17 protein-coding genes are annotated in these 17,325 nt (G+C 44.0%); 1 reads left to right on the top strand and 16 read right to left on the bottom strand.

Annotation, left to right across the window (positions count from 1 at the left end):
- Positions 1 to 4: 4 nt before the first annotated feature.
- The 11 genes from CIK99_RS09885 to CIK99_RS16070 all read right to left on the bottom strand — a co-directional run bounded on the left by CIK99_RS09885 (position 5) and on the right by CIK99_RS16070 (position 9,984).
- Positions 5 to 1,312, bottom strand: coding sequence for a hypothetical protein (locus CIK99_RS09885; protein ID WP_144007960.1), 1,308 nt, complete (start codon positions 1,310 to 1,312; stop codon positions 5 to 7).
- Positions 1,313 to 1,327: 15 nt separating this feature from the next.
- Positions 1,328 to 1,756 carry a hypothetical protein gene (locus tag CIK99_RS09880; RefSeq protein WP_144007959.1) on the bottom strand — a complete coding sequence of 143 codons (429 nt, stop codon included), beginning with the start codon at positions 1,754 to 1,756 and terminating at the stop codon, positions 1,328 to 1,330.
- Between the two features lie 106 nt (positions 1,757 to 1,862).
- A complete protein-coding gene (locus CIK99_RS09875) occupies positions 1,863 to 2,711 on the bottom strand; it encodes a WG repeat-containing protein (protein ID WP_094381353.1) in 849 nt (282 codons plus the stop codon).
- A gap of 82 nt (positions 2,712 to 2,793) precedes the next feature.
- Positions 2,794 to 3,975 (bottom strand): hypothetical protein, encoded by a 1,182-nt coding sequence (locus CIK99_RS09870; protein WP_094381352.1) that lies wholly within the window; start codon positions 3,973 to 3,975, stop codon positions 2,794 to 2,796.
- 81 nt (positions 3,976 to 4,056) lie between these two features.
- Positions 4,057 to 4,200, bottom strand: coding sequence for an energy transducer TonB (locus tag CIK99_RS16075; protein ID WP_371591022.1), 144 nt, complete (start codon positions 4,198 to 4,200; stop codon positions 4,057 to 4,059).
- 36 nt (positions 4,201 to 4,236) lie between these two features.
- Entirely contained in the window at positions 4,237 to 4,815 is a 579-nt protein-coding gene (locus CIK99_RS09865; protein ID WP_094381351.1) for a hypothetical protein, read from the bottom strand.
- A complete protein-coding gene (locus CIK99_RS09860) occupies positions 4,815 to 5,726 on the bottom strand; it encodes a hypothetical protein (RefSeq protein WP_094381350.1) in 912 nt (303 codons plus the stop codon). Before CIK99_RS09860 ends, CIK99_RS09865 begins: the two co-directional genes overlap by 1 nt.
- Before the next feature lie 38 nt (positions 5,727 to 5,764).
- A complete protein-coding gene (locus CIK99_RS09855) occupies positions 5,765 to 7,900 on the bottom strand; it encodes a carboxypeptidase-like regulatory domain-containing protein (protein ID WP_158215958.1) in 2,136 nt (711 codons plus the stop codon).
- Between the two features lie 23 nt (positions 7,901 to 7,923).
- On the bottom strand, positions 7,924 to 8,784 hold the full coding sequence (locus tag CIK99_RS09850) for a DUF5683 domain-containing protein (RefSeq protein WP_144007958.1): 861 nt from the start codon (positions 8,782 to 8,784) through the stop codon (positions 7,924 to 7,926).
- Between the two features lie 781 nt (positions 8,785 to 9,565).
- Positions 9,566 to 9,793 carry a WG repeat-containing protein gene (locus tag CIK99_RS09845; protein WP_094381347.1) on the bottom strand — a complete coding sequence of 76 codons (228 nt, stop codon included), beginning with the start codon at positions 9,791 to 9,793 and terminating at the stop codon, positions 9,566 to 9,568.
- A 71-nt stretch (positions 9,794 to 9,864) separates the two neighbouring features.
- On the bottom strand, positions 9,865 to 9,984 hold the full coding sequence (locus tag CIK99_RS16070; RefSeq protein WP_144007957.1) for a zinc ribbon domain-containing protein: 120 nt from the start codon (positions 9,982 to 9,984) through the stop codon (positions 9,865 to 9,867).
- Between the two features lie 632 nt (positions 9,985 to 10,616).
- Between CIK99_RS16070 and CIK99_RS09840 the strand changes: the two genes are divergently transcribed.
- Entirely contained in the window at positions 10,617 to 11,195 is a 579-nt protein-coding gene (locus CIK99_RS09840) for a hypothetical protein (RefSeq protein WP_094381346.1), read from the top strand.
- A 77-nt stretch (positions 11,196 to 11,272) separates the two neighbouring features.
- Here CIK99_RS09840 and CIK99_RS15910 read toward each other — a convergent pair whose 3' ends face one another.
- From CIK99_RS15910 to CIK99_RS09820, 5 genes are all read right to left on the bottom strand, one after another.
- Entirely contained in the window at positions 11,273 to 11,404 is a 132-nt protein-coding gene (locus CIK99_RS15910; protein WP_256387397.1) for a hypothetical protein, read from the bottom strand.
- An 85-nt stretch (positions 11,405 to 11,489) separates the two neighbouring features.
- Positions 11,490 to 11,933 (bottom strand): RpiB/LacA/LacB family sugar-phosphate isomerase, encoded by a 444-nt coding sequence (locus CIK99_RS09835; protein ID WP_094381345.1) that lies wholly within the window; start codon positions 11,931 to 11,933, stop codon positions 11,490 to 11,492.
- A 1-nt stretch (position 11,934) separates the two neighbouring features.
- A complete protein-coding gene (locus tag CIK99_RS09830) occupies positions 11,935 to 13,959 on the bottom strand; it encodes a transketolase (protein WP_094381344.1) in 2,025 nt (674 codons plus the stop codon).
- A 54-nt stretch (positions 13,960 to 14,013) separates the two neighbouring features.
- Positions 14,014 to 15,579 carry an alpha-N-arabinofuranosidase gene (locus CIK99_RS09825; protein ID WP_094381343.1) on the bottom strand — a complete coding sequence of 522 codons (1,566 nt, stop codon included), beginning with the start codon at positions 15,577 to 15,579 and terminating at the stop codon, positions 14,014 to 14,016.
- Between the two features lie 54 nt (positions 15,580 to 15,633).
- Complete coding sequence (locus CIK99_RS09820; RefSeq protein WP_094381342.1) at positions 15,634 to 17,226, bottom strand: xylulokinase; 1,593 nt, start codon at positions 17,224 to 17,226, stop codon at positions 15,634 to 15,636.
- Positions 17,227 to 17,325 lie beyond the last annotated feature (99 nt).

Genomic DNA, 17,325 nt, shown 5'->3' with positions numbered 1-17,325 from the left:
GTTATTACATCTCATACCCTATTCCCTTAACCTTCCAGTCATTACTTTCCTCCAGTTCCTTGCCTGCAAGATGGCGGCTCATAAGCAAGGCCATCTCTTTGGCAATGGCAATACGGCGGTCGTCCCATACCGTCACTTCAAACGCCATACGTAGAGTGAAGGCGTTCACCTCACCCTTTCCTCCGTCAACATGACGTCCGATGTTCATCTTGCCCGAACCGGAATGATACTCCTGACGGTCGCTCTTATATCCGAATTTCTCTTGCGCCATCGTTTCGCACGCCTTATATAGATTGTCGTATGCAACAGTATCACGCACAGTGATGTTCGGATCTGCAAAGCCACTGTCACCACGCTTTGCACCATGTATCCAATGCAGTTGTGAAGGATAGGTAGGCTCTTCGGCTCCACTTGCTGACAGCAGCATCACCACCCAGTTTTTCCCACTTCTCTGCATAGCTTTTATGTCACCAAGGAATGAGGCTATGTTCGGGTCGCCATTCTCATCAGCAATGTTATAGTAGCTGAACGGCTCGTCGGGATTCACCTCCACCTCCTTGCTCACATAGTTAAACCCTCCATAAAGCGCGAGATACCATGAGAAATTGCCTATGCCAGCCTCACTAACACTTGAAGTAGAGACGATAGTGACGTTTGACCCACGGTCAACCTTACATCCGTAAGGAGTGTTTATAGGGAAGTGTTCCACCACAAGGCGGTCGTTTACCACGCTACCTAAAGGTTGTGCAGTGGCGAGATTACGCAGGCGAAAGTCCTTGGATTCCTTTACCGCTTCAATGATGTCGTTTGTGTCAATACATTGTTTTGCCTGAATGTCAACAATCGACACCAATTGCGGCACCGTACGATATTTCGTGTATCTGCATTGCTTGCGCCTAAACGATTTTTTAAGTCGATTGAGTAATTCCTTCAGATGGTTTTCCTTTTTCTCCTCGTTTATGGCTTCCGTAAGTCCCGAACCGATGAGACCAGCAGGTATGGCCACAATGCCAATAGCCACAATACTGAGCATCACTGCCACAATCTTTCCGATGATGGTGACGGGATATTTATCTACCACACCATCCAAATTGTCGAGATATCTTGTTACAGTCCATGCCAACGCCTGCCAGCAATTGCCAAACACCTCCGGTTGCGCCTTATGCTCGTAGTGGTAAAATACCCACCACAACACAAACGTGATGCAGAACAAAATCTTCAACGAAAGCCACATTTCCCTCTTGGTGGCATTATGAGCCTTTTTTGCCAATCCAAGGGATTTATTAAAAATTACCTTTTTAAATATGCTCATTCTTTTCAATCTTATCTATTTAGAGAATTCGATGTCGGAGAAAAATCCTGCAGCAATCAGTTCGGCATTTGCCGTATTAAAATGGTTGCCGAATTGCAGAGCGAGGTTAGTGCTATACGAATGCATCTTCTCGTAATACATCTCATTGTCGCCTTCGCAGTTGAATATGCCCCACGTGTTGTCTCGATCGAAGCGTGTGGCGGAGCCCAACATCCGTTTCTCTTCCTCTTCACTGCTGAACGACAACACAGGATTAATCAGTAATTTCGGCACATCATGCACCTGCAACACAGCCTTTCCCGCATTGTCCATCCCGACGATAGCCGCCAGCGACTCATCAGCCGCCTCATCACTCAGCACCTTTTCAAACTCCTCACTCTCACATGCCACCTCCTTTACTTCAAGCTGATGTTCCCCAGCCATCATGTGAATCCATATCTTCACATCCAGTGCCGTGGTTTTAGAATAACACAACAGAATATGCATAACCAGTTCTTTATAAAGAAAATGCCTACGTCCTTTCAAGCGATTCGGCTGTCTCTTTATACATTTATTCAAAATCCGACTCCGAATCAAGTATCATTTGATATTTCATTGGAATTTTCACACTACCCGATTTATCAATGTAGCCCCATTGTTGAGCAGATCCTTTACCATTTCCAACTGCAGCCAAGCCATTCTTGAATTTTTCTGCATGATCATATATGCATGGGATAACCTCACGACCAGTAGTGTCAATATACCCCCATTTGCCATTCGACTTAACAGGAGCCAAGCCTTCGCTGAAATCGTCTGCTGTTTCATACTTAAAAGGCACTACCAAATTACCTTTATTGTCAATATATCCATAACTTCCGCCTAATTGCACAAGAGACAAACCTTCGCTGAAATCCTCTGCCCAATCATATTTGCAAGGAATGACCTCTGCTCCTGTATTGTCAATAAATCCCCATTTACGGTTTAACTCAACGCGAGCCATACCATTACTGAATTTTTCTACTCTATCATAGTTGCATTTTATAACCATTTGACCTGTTTTGTCAATAAAGCCCTTTTCTTTAGTACGAAAGGAACATACTTTCGCAAGCCCCTCGTTAAAACTAAAACAGAAAGAATAATTGGCTTCAACTACATTGCATCCTGCCTTGTCAATGTAGAACTTCTGTCCGTTATTCCTTGTATATGCCAAACCATCACTAAAGTTTCTTGCAATCCCATACTGGCATGGGATAACTTCTGAACCTGTTTTATCAATAAATCCGTAATATCCATGGTGACGCACTCTTGCCATTCCTTCACAAAAGTCGTTTGCTTTATTATACTTACAAGGCACGACCTCATTACCATCTTTATCGACAAAACCATACTTGTTATTATCTTTTACTCTAAACAATTCCATATTGATAATTTTTTAATCTTTGTTTGTCAAATAAATAGGACCATATATATATTCAATGATAAAATATAAATTCAATTCCACCTCAACATAATGAAGCTATCATTTTATAATATTCTCTCTTCTTGTTATACTCATATAGATAGCAGTTCATAAATTTCTTCCTGCCATGTTCATTAGTTTCCACCGCATGGTATCTCTTTCCATTGCAGCATATCGTGCTTGAGATGGAAGAGATGGTGTCGCCAAAAGCCATTGGATACATCACATTAGAAGGGTTGGCATCTGCAAAGTGGCAACTTTGCATGATAAACCATGAAGGCACCTTAAAGGTTGCCGAAAAATCAATAAGCAGGTCGGTAAACACCATCACATATTTAGGATGATTATTTTTATCGACAATATAGTTTTTTTCCTTGCCATAGTCAAACACGTTGTTTTCTCTTATACAAATATCACCACTGACGATTTCCAGACCTTTACTGTCCTCCAACTTATAATTTATGCGTTCTTCATCCTCGTCACCCCAGATATTGAACAAATAACAGTCCTCGTAGTCGTAATGCCTAACGATTTCAAACAACTCGTATGTATCCTCGTCCTCTATAAACTGTTTCACTTTGTCAGGATTATATATCTCAACAAATATTGCCCACATCACCGGTCTGCCCATGTCGGCAGTGAGTGTGAGAGTACAATCACAATCTTCGTCTTTGGGTATAAGATAGTCCAAGTCCTTATCCAGTTCCACTTGTGCACTATACACTCCATACTCTTCGTCATAACAATTTCTGTTGTATATGCTCATCAGCACAACCTCGTCGTTGTCCTTGATTATCATTTTGGCTATCACTACTCCCACATCGTCGATGTCAACACATCCCTTGAGCAGAGTATCCTTCAATTCAATGTCAATCTTTTTATAATCCTTCGGCTCTTGTTCTTCCGACAGAGGCACGTCGTTCAATGCAAGGAAAAGTTCATCAGTGTTTATTAGGTCAACCCTCCGACTCACAGTCTTGCCCTTCCTCTCGTATTCATACACGAAGGTACAGTTCCAATCTTCGATATCATCCCATTTTATTTGTCCGTTAACTATTTCTTCGGGCTCGTTGTCTTTCGGTTTCTCTTTCTTCGTCCTCAGAAAGTTTAAAGGATCTGTTGCTTCCATCATACGTTTCATCTGGGCGTTGATGGATTCCGTCATCTCTGCCAATTTTTTTTCGATTTCTCTGTTCTGTCTGGCTATTTCTTCTTCGATATTCATAATCAAACAATTTTTATTCGGTGGTATTTTATATAGAAACTATTTTAGTCTGAAAGTTACAGGCACTGCAAATTTTTACATTTACAAATTGCCCATCCTTCTTCCCAGATTCCATTTTGGCATAGATTTCACAACCCTTATAGCCCCCTTGTCAAGAGATGGATCTATACTCTTCGTAATTTCGAAATCAGTCAATGAACCGTCCTTATTAACTACTCTTGAAATATTGTGTATTGTAATATATGCAAAGAAGATGCATTGTCAGTATTTCTTCTTTGCCTTTGATTTAGACAACATCAGGAAATAGCAATATACCGTTTCTCCTTCTGGACCTTTGAACTTCATTAGCGACTGAATTCTTTCTACTTTTGACTTGGCCTCCTGTATTATCTTGTCACTAAACTTCTCTGTTGTAAAGGATGAATTATATGAACTCGAAGAAGAAGAAAGTTCTGATTCAACTAAATCATCATCCATACCATGGTTAGCTGTCTTTCTGCTTTCCTTTTCTGTAGTTCTGTCATTCTCATCATCATAAACAGTCAGTGACTTGTTTTTTGCACCATTAAGAAACTCACCAATAGAACGTGTTGCTTTTATTTTTGCAGCACGTTCCTGTGCTGTTTTATTCATGGAAGAACGCATAGTCTCATAATCCACCAAGACGTAGTATTTATTCAACTTGAATATTCTAGGTTCTGCGATTGTTGATAGTTCATAATGAGACTTAGCTTTACTCATTAACTCCAACATTTCCCCGTCGGATAGTTGCGCGTAAGTTGCAGTGCTGATGGCAAACATTGCGAATGCCACCAGCAGTTTATATAACCCTCTCATCATTATCTATTATTGTTTGTGCCATTTATTATCTCATAGTCAATATTCTTCTCTTGAAGATCCTTAACTACATTATTTAGTTGCTGCTGACTCTTGAGCTTGTAATTTTGTTGCGACTCCATCTTCCTGTAAGCATTGTCAGCCTCCTGTTGACGAACCCGAGCATCCCGGTTTGCCTGTCGATCAAGATTATCTTGCTGCATAGCATTTTCCGCAGCTGCCTTACGCATAGAGTATGTAGAGCCTGTTTTCTCCATTTCATACTCATCAAAAACTTCTTGCATAGTTTTCGCAAATTCGGCACGATTGCGCATTATTGTCTGATCCTGCTCTTCTATTAATCCGATGACCCCCTGTTTGTCATATTCTACAAGAACTTCATAAGTATATTCTTCTGTTGATGGATTATAATATTTTTCATAATCAATAATCTTACATCCATTATTAATTCTTTTTGAAACCAATGTAGTAATTTGCTCTTTCTTTGATTGTTTGTTCTTTGCGCCATTCATTTGAGTTTTTCTTGAATATCTATCTAATGCATCCTTAATCATATTCTCAATGGTACGTTGAAGCTGGGCTCTTGCTTCAAGTTCGGCGAAATTTCTTGCATCCTGAGCATCCTCGTCAGAACTTTCACCAACTGCTCTCAGTTTCCTCGGATCTTTAAATTGAAGTTCTTGAAGTCTTGATAGTTTTTGAACTATACGGCCATCTATCGACGCATTTTCGGGTTGTTGAATAGACTGCTGTTGCTGAGCATTATTAGATTGATTAGCTTTCATCTTCATCAGTTCAAGCTGCAATCTAAGATTTTCATTCTCAAGTTCTAACTCCTTTTTTGACTGAGCCATAACGTTGCCTGCAGAAACAATAACTGCAAGGACTACCAATATTCTTTTTAAATTCTTCATAATTAATATCTTTTTATGTTAATAATTAATTTGCTTTTTTACTTTTCCCATGCCAACCTTGGACAAGAGACATTTGTTGTTTTGCCATTTACCTTGCCCGACCAAGTCCAAGTATTGTTGAAATCCCAATAAGTAGCATATTCAGAATAACAACTCTTCAGATGCTCGGTGATGTTTGTACAGTTTGTAGCCGTGTTACTTCCAGAACCATTAGATGCGGTTGTAGCACAATCCTTACAGTCTGAAGACAATCCTTGGCTCATTGTGGTGTATGACAATACGGATTTGCCATGATTTCCTGCCATACCAGAAACTTTAGAGGACGAACAAGTCAATGAACCTGTAGAATAACATGCTACCAAATCTTTATAAATATCTCCGCAAATACCACCAACGAGATCTTTTCCGCTAATCTCTGCATCAACCTTACATGCTACAATTTGTAAACAATGTCCAGCAATTCCTCCAACACAATTGCCACCAGAGACTTTGCCGTCAAAGCCACAAGACGAAATTTGGAATGAAATAGCACCATATCCGGACATATTGCCCAAAATTCCACCCGTATAGTCACCACCATACACGGACACCTTAGCCGTTGATTTTTCAATTTTTTGAGTAGCTAAGTCTGAATTTCTGGCATGACCAAGGATTCCTCCAACTGCGCTGTTGCCTTTTATGGTATAATCCGTTGATACTGACTCAACATGACAATTGGTTAAACTTACTAATTTACCATATCCACTCCAAGTTTCACCTACAATACCGCCTACGGCATCATTTCCCAAGATAAGAGAATTTTCGGTCAATATGACATTTATATTTTCAATCAAAATAGATTTGCCATTTATTACTCCGGCCAAGGCACCAATGTAATCATTGCTTCCTGCCTTAATATAAACACCTTTTATATTGAGATTCTTTACTACAGCATTACCACTAATATTAGCAAACAATCCCTGTCCATCGTCTGTACGACTAACCTGCAGGTTTCTTATTGTATATCCTGCGCCATCCAACGTTCCTGTGAAATCTGGAATTGGCAACCAATTCTTATTATCCAGATCGATATTGGCGGCAAGCACAAAGTTCTTGTCATAATAATCCTTTATCAGCAGAAGCTGACCTCCAGTCGTTATCTGATAGGGGTCGGCAGCCGTTCCGCTACCACCTTCGAATGCCGAAGCAATGTTTCCGTCCCACTTATTGCTGGCTACATCCTGGGTAGTTACTGCCACCTCGTCACTATATGATGTACCAAGGGCATTGGTGGCATAAGCTCTTACATAATATGTAGTGCCCACTGCAAGGTTGGTTACAGCAGACGAGAATTCGCAAATAGCCTGAGTTCCTCCATTGTCTGACTTTGTGTCATTCACTGTAGGATTGTGAGATAAGCTCCAACAGTGGCCGTATGCCGTAATGGCAGACCCACCAGTCCCAATCAGGCTTCCACCGATATTGAAGCTATTCTGCGTTACGTCTGTAGCAGTGGCAGCAATTGACACCTTCGGAGTGGTCTGCTTCACCTTCGACATGCTTAATGTCAGCACCACATCGCCTTCTGACTTACCTTTGTATGAGATAACAACATTATGAGTATAATCACCATATTCCACAGCATCCCTATTTACGACAACCGATACAGTAGTAGTTCCTTCTGCTTTTATCGTCCCGCTTGTTGTACTGAATGAAGCCCATGCAGGAACATTGCCTATAGAGAATGTGGTCTGTGTATCGCTATTGTTTGAAATGATAAACGTCATCGTGCTGTTGAGGTCACCAAAATTCAAGGTATTGGAAGATAGAGAAAATGCACCCTTCGATTTCATCATAGTGGAAGCATCAACAGTCTGTCCGGTTTTCACTTCAACAGTCCTTGAGATATCCTCATATCCCGTTTTTGAGAAAGTAAGAGTATAAGAGCCCGACTTTAGACTCTTAAAACTGAAAGCTCCATCGTCACCTGTTATCTTCGACTGATTATCGGGAGTTATGCTTACATTAACGTTTGCCAACAAGTGTCCATCGGTATTGTCTTTTACAACACCGCTTATGCTTCCAGTTACACTTACATTTCCCTCAATATCAGAATCCTTGGCACATGACACGAATGTCAATGTAACAAGAGTTATCAGAAACGCCAAAATGCTTTTAATGTTTATGTACTTCATATTCATATTAATAATGTTAGTTTTTAGAATTTGTATGCTAATGAAACACCGAAATTATCTATACCCGCTTTTGGGGCAATAGTAAGACTTCTGCCACCTTTCTTGTAAACTGGACGCTGGGCGCCCTCGGATATGAATGCGTCAAACACATTCCATAAATATACCACTCCTGCGGCTCCAATACATATGTATGTACCTGTTCGCCACGATTTCTTCTTGTCGCTATACTCCTTTAGCAAGGCATTTGCATCTTCAGAAGAATACATCGGCAAGTTGTTGTTGACATTATTATATTTGTCATTATATTGGCTACGGGTTGACTCACAAATGATGACTCCAGCCGCAGCAGCAGTTGTCAATCCAAGAAAGACTGCTCCTTTAGCTGTTGAACCTTTATAGAATTGACCTGCACCAGGTACAACCATCGACATTAATCCAGCCAATCCTTTATTTGCATTTGTCTTAGATATCACAAGGTAATACGCTATGACCTCTTCATTTATCTTGCAAAGTGTTTCGATGTTCTTCACTTGACCTTTTGAAGTCTGAATAATCTCTTCCGACAATTTTTCCTTTGAAGACGACATGTCACTATTAATATCTAATACAGATTTCGCTTCCTGCTCTGCACCTCTTAAATATTCTATAGCCTCTCGTTCTGCCAGCATTTTGCCATTGTGGTTTGTTTTTCCCGTATTAACCACCAATACCAAAACACGGTATCCGGAATTGGTCTTGTAAGTCTTCGGTCCAAGCATGCCTGTTCGAGAATAATCATCCTTAGTCCGGTTTACAAGGTTTGTAATATCCCTCTCTGAAAGTTGTGCGTATATGGAATTGCACAAAAGGGACAAGAGAATCAAAATAGTAAATTTTACCTTCATAATTATTGTTTTTATTATTGTTATTGCCTTTTATACATGCGATGCTGAAACAGCAATTCGCAGATTCGCGGGCAAATTTATGAATTATTTTCTAAATCGATTTGGTTCAAATTGATTCAAGTATCACATAAATGTTAATTATAGGGAATATTTAGCGTTATTTCATGTTAAAAATGTCTATTCAACAGATTTCTCGCTAACATTCTTCGCCATAATGCCATTGCCCAATCACTGCTTAGGGCACTATATTAACATAGACATTCATAACAAAAATTTCAATGAAAAGGTATTAAAAATAATATTTTTTAACATCTTTCTATTGTTGCAAAGCGAGCTGTCCAGAAAAGACGAACAAAAGCCATCCCAACCCCATTGAGGTCAGGATGGCTTTTTGATGAAGGTGATGATACTATTACCAAATTTTGTGGTTCTTCTGCAATTTAGTTTAAGAACACATGTTCCAGTATAAGTCAGGTAATCAGTTGCTAACTGAATAGGGTAATCAGTTGCTAACTGAATAGGGTAATCAGTCGTCAACTGAATAGGGTAATCAGTCGTCAACTGAATAGGGTAATCAGTCGTCAACTGAATAGGGTAATCAGTCGTCAACTGAATAGGGCAATCAGTTGTCAACTGAATAGGGTATTCAGTTGACAACTGAACGATGATGCTTTCTTATTCCTTCCATTGTGCGAATATGTTAATTTTTGCGCAATAGTAATAATAATCGACGTATCAATCTGTCGAAGAATAAACTCATACTTGAACATGTGTTCTTAAACTAAATTGCAGAAGAACCAATTTTGTCGTCATATATAAATGGTGCCACTTCACGACCAGTCTTGTCTATATAGCCGCATTTACGAGACTTTATAACTAAAGCCAAACCATCGTGGAAATTAAAGGCAAGATCATACTTGCAAAGGATAACTAAACGGCCAGTCTTGTCTATATAGCCATACTTACCTTTACTGGATACTTTGTATAAACTGATTTCATTTGATTTCATCGATTCAAAACAATCTATTACGGTCTCTCCAAGACCATTTTTGCAATATAATTAACACTCATACCACCATATTATAATTTAGCTCCACACTCCATGCAGAATCCGTCTTCTGGATTTGCATGCGCGCCACATTTTGGACATTCGACGCCTTGCGGCTTTGCTCGTGCATCATGTTCTCCCGTTAGGAGCAATTAAGGCTGTGACATCATTCAGCACCACCTTCACGTCATGGATATTGGCAAAGCCACCAATTTCAACACTATCTATCACCATATACGAAATAATAAATTGCGTTTTTAATTGAATTTTGCTGCAAAAATACATTATTTTTCTGAAATACGCAATTTTTTAGCTTTAAAAGCATTGTTTTTTCAAATATATAGAAATCGGGCATTGGGTCAGGTACATCGGTTCACTCTTTCGGGTCGATGAACTTGTCCCTGTGATTCACTCCCTGTGATTCACAGAGCGGGAAATGAAAAAAGTAAAATTTATAGACAAAACCATTTATTTACCACTACTGGACAAGATAGAGGGAAATAGTGGAGGAAGACGGGCTTTATTACTGGATTCATATCAGACAAGGAAGGAAAAACACCCATGTTTCAACACAAAAACTGTGAAAAAACGCCCTCAAAACCCAACCATAAGTAGGCTCTGCCTCCACTCTGCCTCCGCTGTGACTCTATACCAAAGTCGGTGTAAGACTACTTAAAACGCCAAAATAGCATATCTTTGTGAAAATAATTTGGGAAGAACGTGAATAAGAGGAAAAAAATTAATAACTTTGCAGCGGATTTCTCTGAAGTAACAAATAAAATAAATGGAATATCGAGACGAAGACATACAACGACTAAAAGAAAAAGTGGAAATTGTGGTGGGAAAAAGTATTAAAACACCACGAGACTTCAACTTTTTGTCGAAACAAGTGGAGGGTTTTACCGGTGAATCGCTATCGGCAAGCACCCTTAAGAGAGTATGGGGATATGTGGACACGGAATGCAAACAGAGCAAGTTTACTTTAGACACATTGGCACAAATGGTGGGATATGCCAGTTGGGACAATTTCGTGAAAGGGGGTATGAATGATTCTAACGTGAGCTTTCGTATAATTAAACGTAAGTTGATGAGCGAAGCACTCGTATTTGGCGACCTGGTGAAGCTGGTATGGAAACCTGACAGAGTGGTCACCGTGGAGTATCAGGGACAATCAACTTTCAGGGTAGTGGAGTCTGTGAACAGCAAGCTTTCAAAAAACGATACATTTCAATGTAGTCAGTTTGTGGACAAACAAGAGCTCTACCTTAACAACCTTTACCATCTGGGAATGCCTGTGACTGACTATGTCTGCGGACAGCAAGGCGGCATAATCTGGAACTTGGTAAGCAATGACAAAAAATAGCAGTGAATATTGTACTTTTCTGCGAAATTAATCAAAACAGGGGCTTTATGCTGTCGTTAACCCTCACATTCGGATTTTCAGCCGTCAGTGAGCGCGAAAGGGTTCTGATATGATTTGTTGTGCGTGTAGATGTTCAGTTGATAGAGCCTTGCCGTCCTTACGTCGAAGATGCGTTCCTTGTCACCTCTGAGGGTTGACCACCACAACATAACGAAACAAAGAGATTGTTGTGAAATAAAAAAATCCCCCGAACCTTATTAGGAACGGGGGAGTTGTGTAAGGGAAAGCAAGTGGTTAGTTGCTTACTGGTATCTTCTCAACACGACGCTGATGACGACCGCCCTCAAACGTGGTCTTGAAGAACTCGTCCATGATTGCTCCAGCTGTCTTATTGTCGATGAAACGGCCTGGCATTACCAGTACGTTGGCATCGTTGTGCTGACGGCAGAGATGAGCTATCTCTGGAATCCAAGCGAGTCCGGCGCGTACACCCTGATGTTTGTTGAGCGTGATGCTGATACCCTCGCCACTACCGCAAACGGCAATGCCAGGATAAACCTCGCCGCTCTCGATAGCTTCGCCCAAGGCATGGCCGAAGTCGGGATAATCGCAGCTTAGGTCGCTGTATGTTCCAAAGTCCTTGTAGGCATAACCATGCTCTTCAAGGTACTGGAGCACATATTTCTTTAAAGCAAAACCTGCGTGGTCGCAAGCTACTCCTACTGTCTTTACTTCCATATTACAACATTGCCTTTACCTGATTGTAAACGTTCTCTGCTGTGTAGCCGAGTTTCTCGTCGAGCACCTTGTAAGGAGCAGAGAAGCCGAAGCTCTCAAGACCCCAAACCTTTGACTCTGGAGCGGCACCGATGAGGAAGCCCTGGAGGTTGACTGGCAGACCGGCGGTCATACCAAACACCTTTGCGCCTGCAGGCACTACGCTCTGCTGGTACTCGGCACTCTGAGTGCGGAACAGACCTTCAGAAGGAACGCTGACGATGCGTACCTTCACGCCATCCTTGCGGAGCAGCTCTGCGCCACTGACGAGGGTAGATACCTCAGAACCTGTTGCCACGAGCACTACGTCAGGATTCTCGTCAGAACCAGCCACTACATAGCCACCCTTGCGAGCCTGCTCGTAGTCGTTGCCATCAGGCAGGTTGTTGATGTTCTGACGGCTGAAGATAAGAGCTGTAGGAGTGTCGGTATTCTCCATTGCCATAGCCCAAGCCACTGTTGTCTCCTTGGCGTCGGCTGGACGGAGCACGAGGCAAGAGTTCTTGCCAGCGTGGTTCTTCAGCTTCTCCATGAGACGGATCTGTGCCTCCTGCTCTACAGGCTCGTGTGTAGGACCGTCCTCGCCTACGCGGAATGCGTCGTGAGTCCAGATGAACTTCACTGGCAACTGCATGAGGGCTGCCATACGCACTGCTGGTTTCATATAGTCGGAGAACACGAAGAATGTACCGCAAGCTGGGATGACACCACCGTGGAGAGCCATACCGATGCAGCAGCAAGCCATGGTGAGCTCAGCTACACCAGCCTGGAAGAATGCACCGCTGAAGTCGCCCTTCACGAGAGCCTTGGTCTGCTTGAGGAAGCCGTCGGTCTTGTCAGAGTTAGAGAGGTCGGCAGAAGCGCAGATCATGTTTGGTACCTGCTGTGCCAAAACGCTCAGACAAGCAGCTGATGCGCTACGAGTAGCGTCGTTGTCCTTCTGAACACACTTGCTCCAGTCGATCTTCGGAGCCTTGCCGCTGAACCACTCAGCCTGCTGTGCAGCCTTCTCAGGATTAGCGTCGGCCCAAGCCTTCTCCTCTGCATAACGCTCAGCGCAGATGCCCTTGAGCTCTTCAGCACGCTTTGCGTAGAGTTCCTGAACCTCTGGGAAGATCTGGAATGGGTTCTCTGGGTCGCCACCGAGATTCTTAACAGTGTTGACATAAGCGTCGCCGCCAAGAGGAGCACCGTGGGTCTTGCAGTTAGCCTCGTAAGAAGAGCCGTCAGCCTTCAAGGCACCCTTACCCATGATACACTTACCTATGATGAGGGTTGGCTTGCCTTCTACCTTCTTTGCCTTGTCGAGAGCCTCGCGAATCTGGTCAACATCATTTCCGTTGATTTCGAACACTTCCCAGCCCAGAGCACGATACTTGGCTGCAGTGTCCTCGTTCATCACTTCCTTAGTCTCGGTAGAGAGCTGGATGTCGTTGCAGTCGTAGAACATGATGAGGTTGTCGAGTCCGAGCACAGAAGCCACGCGAGCTGCACCCTGAGAGATCTCCTCCTGGATACCACCGTCAGAGATATATGCGTAGATGGTTTCCTTATCGAAAGTAGGGTTGCCTGTATGAGCAGCAAGGAACTTTGCTGCAATGGCGGCACCAACGGCAAAGACATGGCCCTGACCGAGAGGGCCAGAAGTGTTCTCTATACCACGTGCAATCTCAAACTCAGGGTGACCTGTAGTAGGCGAACCCCACTGACGGAGTTGTGCAAGCTCGTCGAGAGTGAACTTGCCTATAAGTGTGAGCTGCGAATAGAGCATTGGAGCCATGTGGCCTGGGTCAAGGAAGAAACGGTCACGACCTACCCAACCTGGATTCTGTGGGTCGTACTTCAAGTACTCGCTATAGAGCACGTTGATAAAGTCTGCACCACCCATGGCGCCACCAGGGTGACCACTCTTAGCTTTTTCTACAGCTGAGGCAGCAAGGATACGGATATTATCCGCTGCCTTGTTCATTAAATTCTTGTCATTCATATTTTTACAAATAGTTTAATGTTGTGAATTATTATTTGGTTCAAATAAACATAATTATTTAACGTCGAGCACAACGATAGAGCGTGCTGGCACCTTGACTGAAAGTATGCCCTTCTTCAGTTTGGCATCCTTGAAGTCAACAGGCTTCACACGGTCTGGATGGTCAAAGTCGTTGTATTCAGCTACATCCTTGCATGTGAGGATGCGGCCGCTGACGGTCTTTGCCTGAGCTCCCTCAAGGCTTATCTCCACCTCCTGCGGTTCGGTGAGGCTTACATTTGACAGCGAGAGGATGATGCTGCCGTCAGCCTTCTTTGCAGCCGACGAATGGAGCATCTCCACCTTTCTGCCTTCCTTGGCATGGCTGTCGCCACGCACTCTCTTGGAAGTGCTCTCCACGTCGAGTGGCAGGTATGTAGCCTCCTGGAATCCCTTGTACATCTCGAAGACGTGATAGGTAGGAGTGAGCACCATATGGCCTGTACCCTTCTGGTCGGTGAGAATCATCGACTGGAGCACGTTGACCACCTGTGCGATGTTTGCCATGCGCACGCGGTCGCAGTGACGATGGAACACGTTGAGCGAGAGGGCAGCAACTAAAGCGTCGCGCATGGCATTCTGCTGATAGAGGTGTCCACTGATGGTGCCGGGCTCCTCATCCCACCATGTGCCCCACTCATCGACGAGCAGTCCTATCTGCTTCTTTGGGTCCTTGCGGTCCATGATGTCGGCATGCTTTCTCACGATATCCTCAATCTCAAGACACTTGCCGATGGTCCAGTAATAGTCGTCTTCAGAAAATTTTGTTGCAGAGCCTTTGCTTCCAGTCCATCCGGCGCAAGTATAGTAGTGAAGCGAAACACCATCCATACGGTTGCCGATGCGGTCCATGAGCACTTCAGTCCAGTTCCAGTCGTAGTCGCTGGCGCCGCTGGCAATCTTGTAGAGCTTGTTTCCGTCGTAGTTACGGCAATAGACAGAGTAGCGACGGTAGAGGTCGGAATAATATTCCGGACGCATATTGCCACCGCATCCCCAGCTCTCGTTACCTACTCCTAGGAACTTCACCTTCCATGCCTTGTCGCGTCCGTTCTGACGGCGCAGCTTCGCCATTGGCGTGTCGCCGTCGCTGGTCATATACTCAACCCACTTGGCCAACTCTTCTACCGTTCCGCTGCCCACGTTACCGCTGATATACGGTTCGCAGCCGAGCATCTCACAGAGGTTGAGGAACTCATGAGTACCGAAAGAGTTGTCTTCGATGGTGCCTCCCCAGTTGTTGTTTTGCATCTTGGGGCGTTTATCTTTCGGGCCGATGCCGTCCATCCAGTGATACTCGTCGGCAAAGCATCCTCCTGGCCATCTCAGTACAGGAATCTGGAGGGCTTTCAGAGCCTCGAACACATCCTTGCGATAGCCGTTGATGTTTGGTATCTGAGAGTTTTCGCCTACCCAAAGTCCGCCGTAGATGCAAGAACCAAGGTGTTCAGCAAACTGTCCATAAATCTCCTTATGGATTTTCTGTGTGCCCTGGTTTACATGCACTGTAACCTTGGCGTTGTCAGCCATAGCCGCCATTGAGAAGGCGGCTATGGTGATAGCTGTGAATATTCTTTTCATAATGTTCAAAAGAACTAATCTGCGATTAGGTCAATATTTCAATCGTTCAATTGTTCAATTCTTATTCTCCACCGCGGCCTGTTCGATGGCAAGACCACGCTTGTAGTTCTCGATCCACTTGTTGAATCCAGCCACATCCTCGGCAGTAGGAGATATCTCCTCGCCTGTGTTGCCAGCGAAGACGCAGTCCTCAAGCCATCCGGCGAGAGTCTTTGCCTCCGGATTATTCACGAGATACGAGCCGAGCAGTGCGATACCCCATGCACCACCCTCGCCTGCTGTCTCCATGACAGATATTGGCGAGTTGATGGCTGCTGCTAACACACGCTGACCTACTCCCTTGGTCTTGAACAATCCGCCGTGACCTGTGATACGGTCAACCTTGACATGCTCCTCGTTGAAGAGGATGTCGTTACCTATCTTCAATACACCTACCGAAGCATAGAGGTTGGCGCGCATGAAGTTGGCGAGGTTGAACTTATCGTTGGCTGAGCGTACGAACATTGGGCGTCCTTCTGCCAGACCTGTCACCGGTTCGCCGGAGATATAGTTATAGGCGATGAGTCCGCCACAATCAGCGTCACCAGTGAGTGCATTGTTGTAGAGCTTACCGAACACTTCGTTCATATCTACCGGAACGCCAAGCAGTTGCTGATATTCCTTAAAGAGGTTTACCCATGCGTTGAGGTCGCTGGTACAGTTGTTGCAGTGTACCATTGCCACGAGAGAGCCGTCAGGTGTTGTCACCATGTCGATCATCTCGTAAGGCTTGGTGAGGTCTTTCTCAAGCACGATCATCGAAAATGACGATGTACCTGCAGAGACATTACCCGTGCGCTGCTTTACGGCGTTGGTAGCCACCATGCCAGTGCCGGCGTCGCCCTCTGGAGGACATACGGGGATGCCTGGTTTAAGGTGTCCGGAGATGTCGAGACGCTTTGCACCTTCTTCGGTGAGGAATCCTGCATTCTCTCCAGCCAGTTTCACCTTTGGCAGAATGTCGATAAGTTTCCATCCGAATCCCTTTGGCTCAACGAGCTTGTCAAACTTTGCGACCATCTCAGCAGAGTAGTCGCGTGTCTGTGGGTCGATAGGCAGCATACCTGATGCATCGCCGATGCCGAGCACCTTTTCGCCAGTCACCTGCCAGTGTATATAACCGGCGAGTGTGGTGAAGAAGTCGATGTTGGCAACGTGCTCCTCGTTGTCGAGTATGCACTGATAAAGATGTGATATGCTCCAACGGAGAGGGATGTTATATACGAACAGCTCAGACAGTTCTGCAGCAGCCTTTGCAGTGTTGGTATTACGCCATGTGCGGAAAGGCACGAGAATGTTCTGCTGCTTGTCGAATGCCATATAGCCATGCATCATGGCCGAGAAGCCGATGGCGGCGAGGATCTCAATCTCGCAGTCATACTTTGCAAGAACGTCCTTGCGAAGTTCGGCGTAGCAATCCTGCAATCCGTACCATATAGCCTCTACGCTATAGGTCCACAGTCCGTCAACGAGCTGGTTTTCCCACTCGTGGCTACCTTGTGCTATAGGCTTGTTCTCCTGGTCGATGAGAACGGCCTTTATACGTGTAGATCCAAACTCGATACCGAGAATGGCCTTACCCTGTTGTATGGTTTCTTTTGCGGTCATATTTTCTTTATTAATTTTGGAAGTTAAAGAAGTTAAGGAAGTTAAAGAAGTTAAGGACAATAGTCATTGCGCTTCCGCCAAGGAGTTCCGAAGTTTAGA

The organism is Prevotella sp. P5-92 (assembly GCF_002251245.1).
In the GTDB taxonomy this organism is placed as follows: Bacteria; Bacteroidota; Bacteroidia; order Bacteroidales; family Bacteroidaceae; genus Prevotella.
The sequence above is the reverse complement of the archived record's forward strand: the minus strand, read 5'-3'. Positions and strand labels throughout refer to the sequence as shown.

Coding starts and splice junctions, on each gene's coding strand:
- CIK99_RS09835 (WP_094381345.1), bottom strand. CDS start 11,933: ATGGAAGTAAAGACAGTAGGAGTAGCTTGCGACCACGCAGGTTTTGCT.
- CIK99_RS09845 (WP_094381347.1), bottom strand. CDS start 9,793: ATGAAATCAAATGAAATCAGTTTATACAAAGTATCCAGTAAAGGTAAG.
- CIK99_RS09855 (WP_158215958.1), bottom strand. CDS start 7,900: ATGAAGTACATAAACATTAAAAGCATTTTGGCGTTTCTGATAACTCTT.
- CIK99_RS09825 (WP_094381343.1), bottom strand. CDS start 15,579: ATGAAAAGAATATTCACAGCTATCACCATAGCCGCCTTCTCAATGGCG.
- CIK99_RS09885 (WP_144007960.1), bottom strand. CDS start 1,312: ATGAGCATATTTAAAAAGGTAATTTTTAATAAATCCCTTGGATTGGCA.
- CIK99_RS09865 (WP_094381351.1), bottom strand. CDS start 4,815: ATGATGAGAGGGTTATATAAACTGCTGGTGGCATTCGCAATGTTTGCC.
- CIK99_RS09860 (WP_094381350.1), bottom strand. CDS start 5,726: ATGAAGAATTTAAAAAGAATATTGGTAGTCCTTGCAGTTATTGTTTCT.
- CIK99_RS09830 (WP_094381344.1), bottom strand. CDS start 13,959: ATGAATGACAAGAATTTAATGAACAAGGCAGCGGATAATATCCGTATC.
- CIK99_RS09820 (WP_094381342.1), bottom strand. CDS start 17,226: ATGACCGCAAAAGAAACCATACAACAGGGTAAGGCCATTCTCGGTATC.
- CIK99_RS15910 (WP_256387397.1), bottom strand. CDS start 11,404: ATGTTGTGGTGGTCAACCCTCAGAGGTGACAAGGAACGCATCTTCGAC.
- CIK99_RS09875 (WP_094381353.1), bottom strand. CDS start 2,711: ATGGAATTGTTTAGAGTAAAAGATAATAACAAGTATGGTTTTGTCGAT.
- CIK99_RS09840 (WP_094381346.1), top strand. CDS start 10,617: ATGGAATATCGAGACGAAGACATACAACGACTAAAAGAAAAAGTGGAA.
- CIK99_RS09850 (WP_144007958.1), bottom strand. CDS start 8,784: ATGAAGGTAAAATTTACTATTTTGATTCTCTTGTCCCTTTTGTGCAAT.
- CIK99_RS09870 (WP_094381352.1), bottom strand. CDS start 3,975: ATGAATATCGAAGAAGAAATAGCCAGACAGAACAGAGAAATCGAAAAA.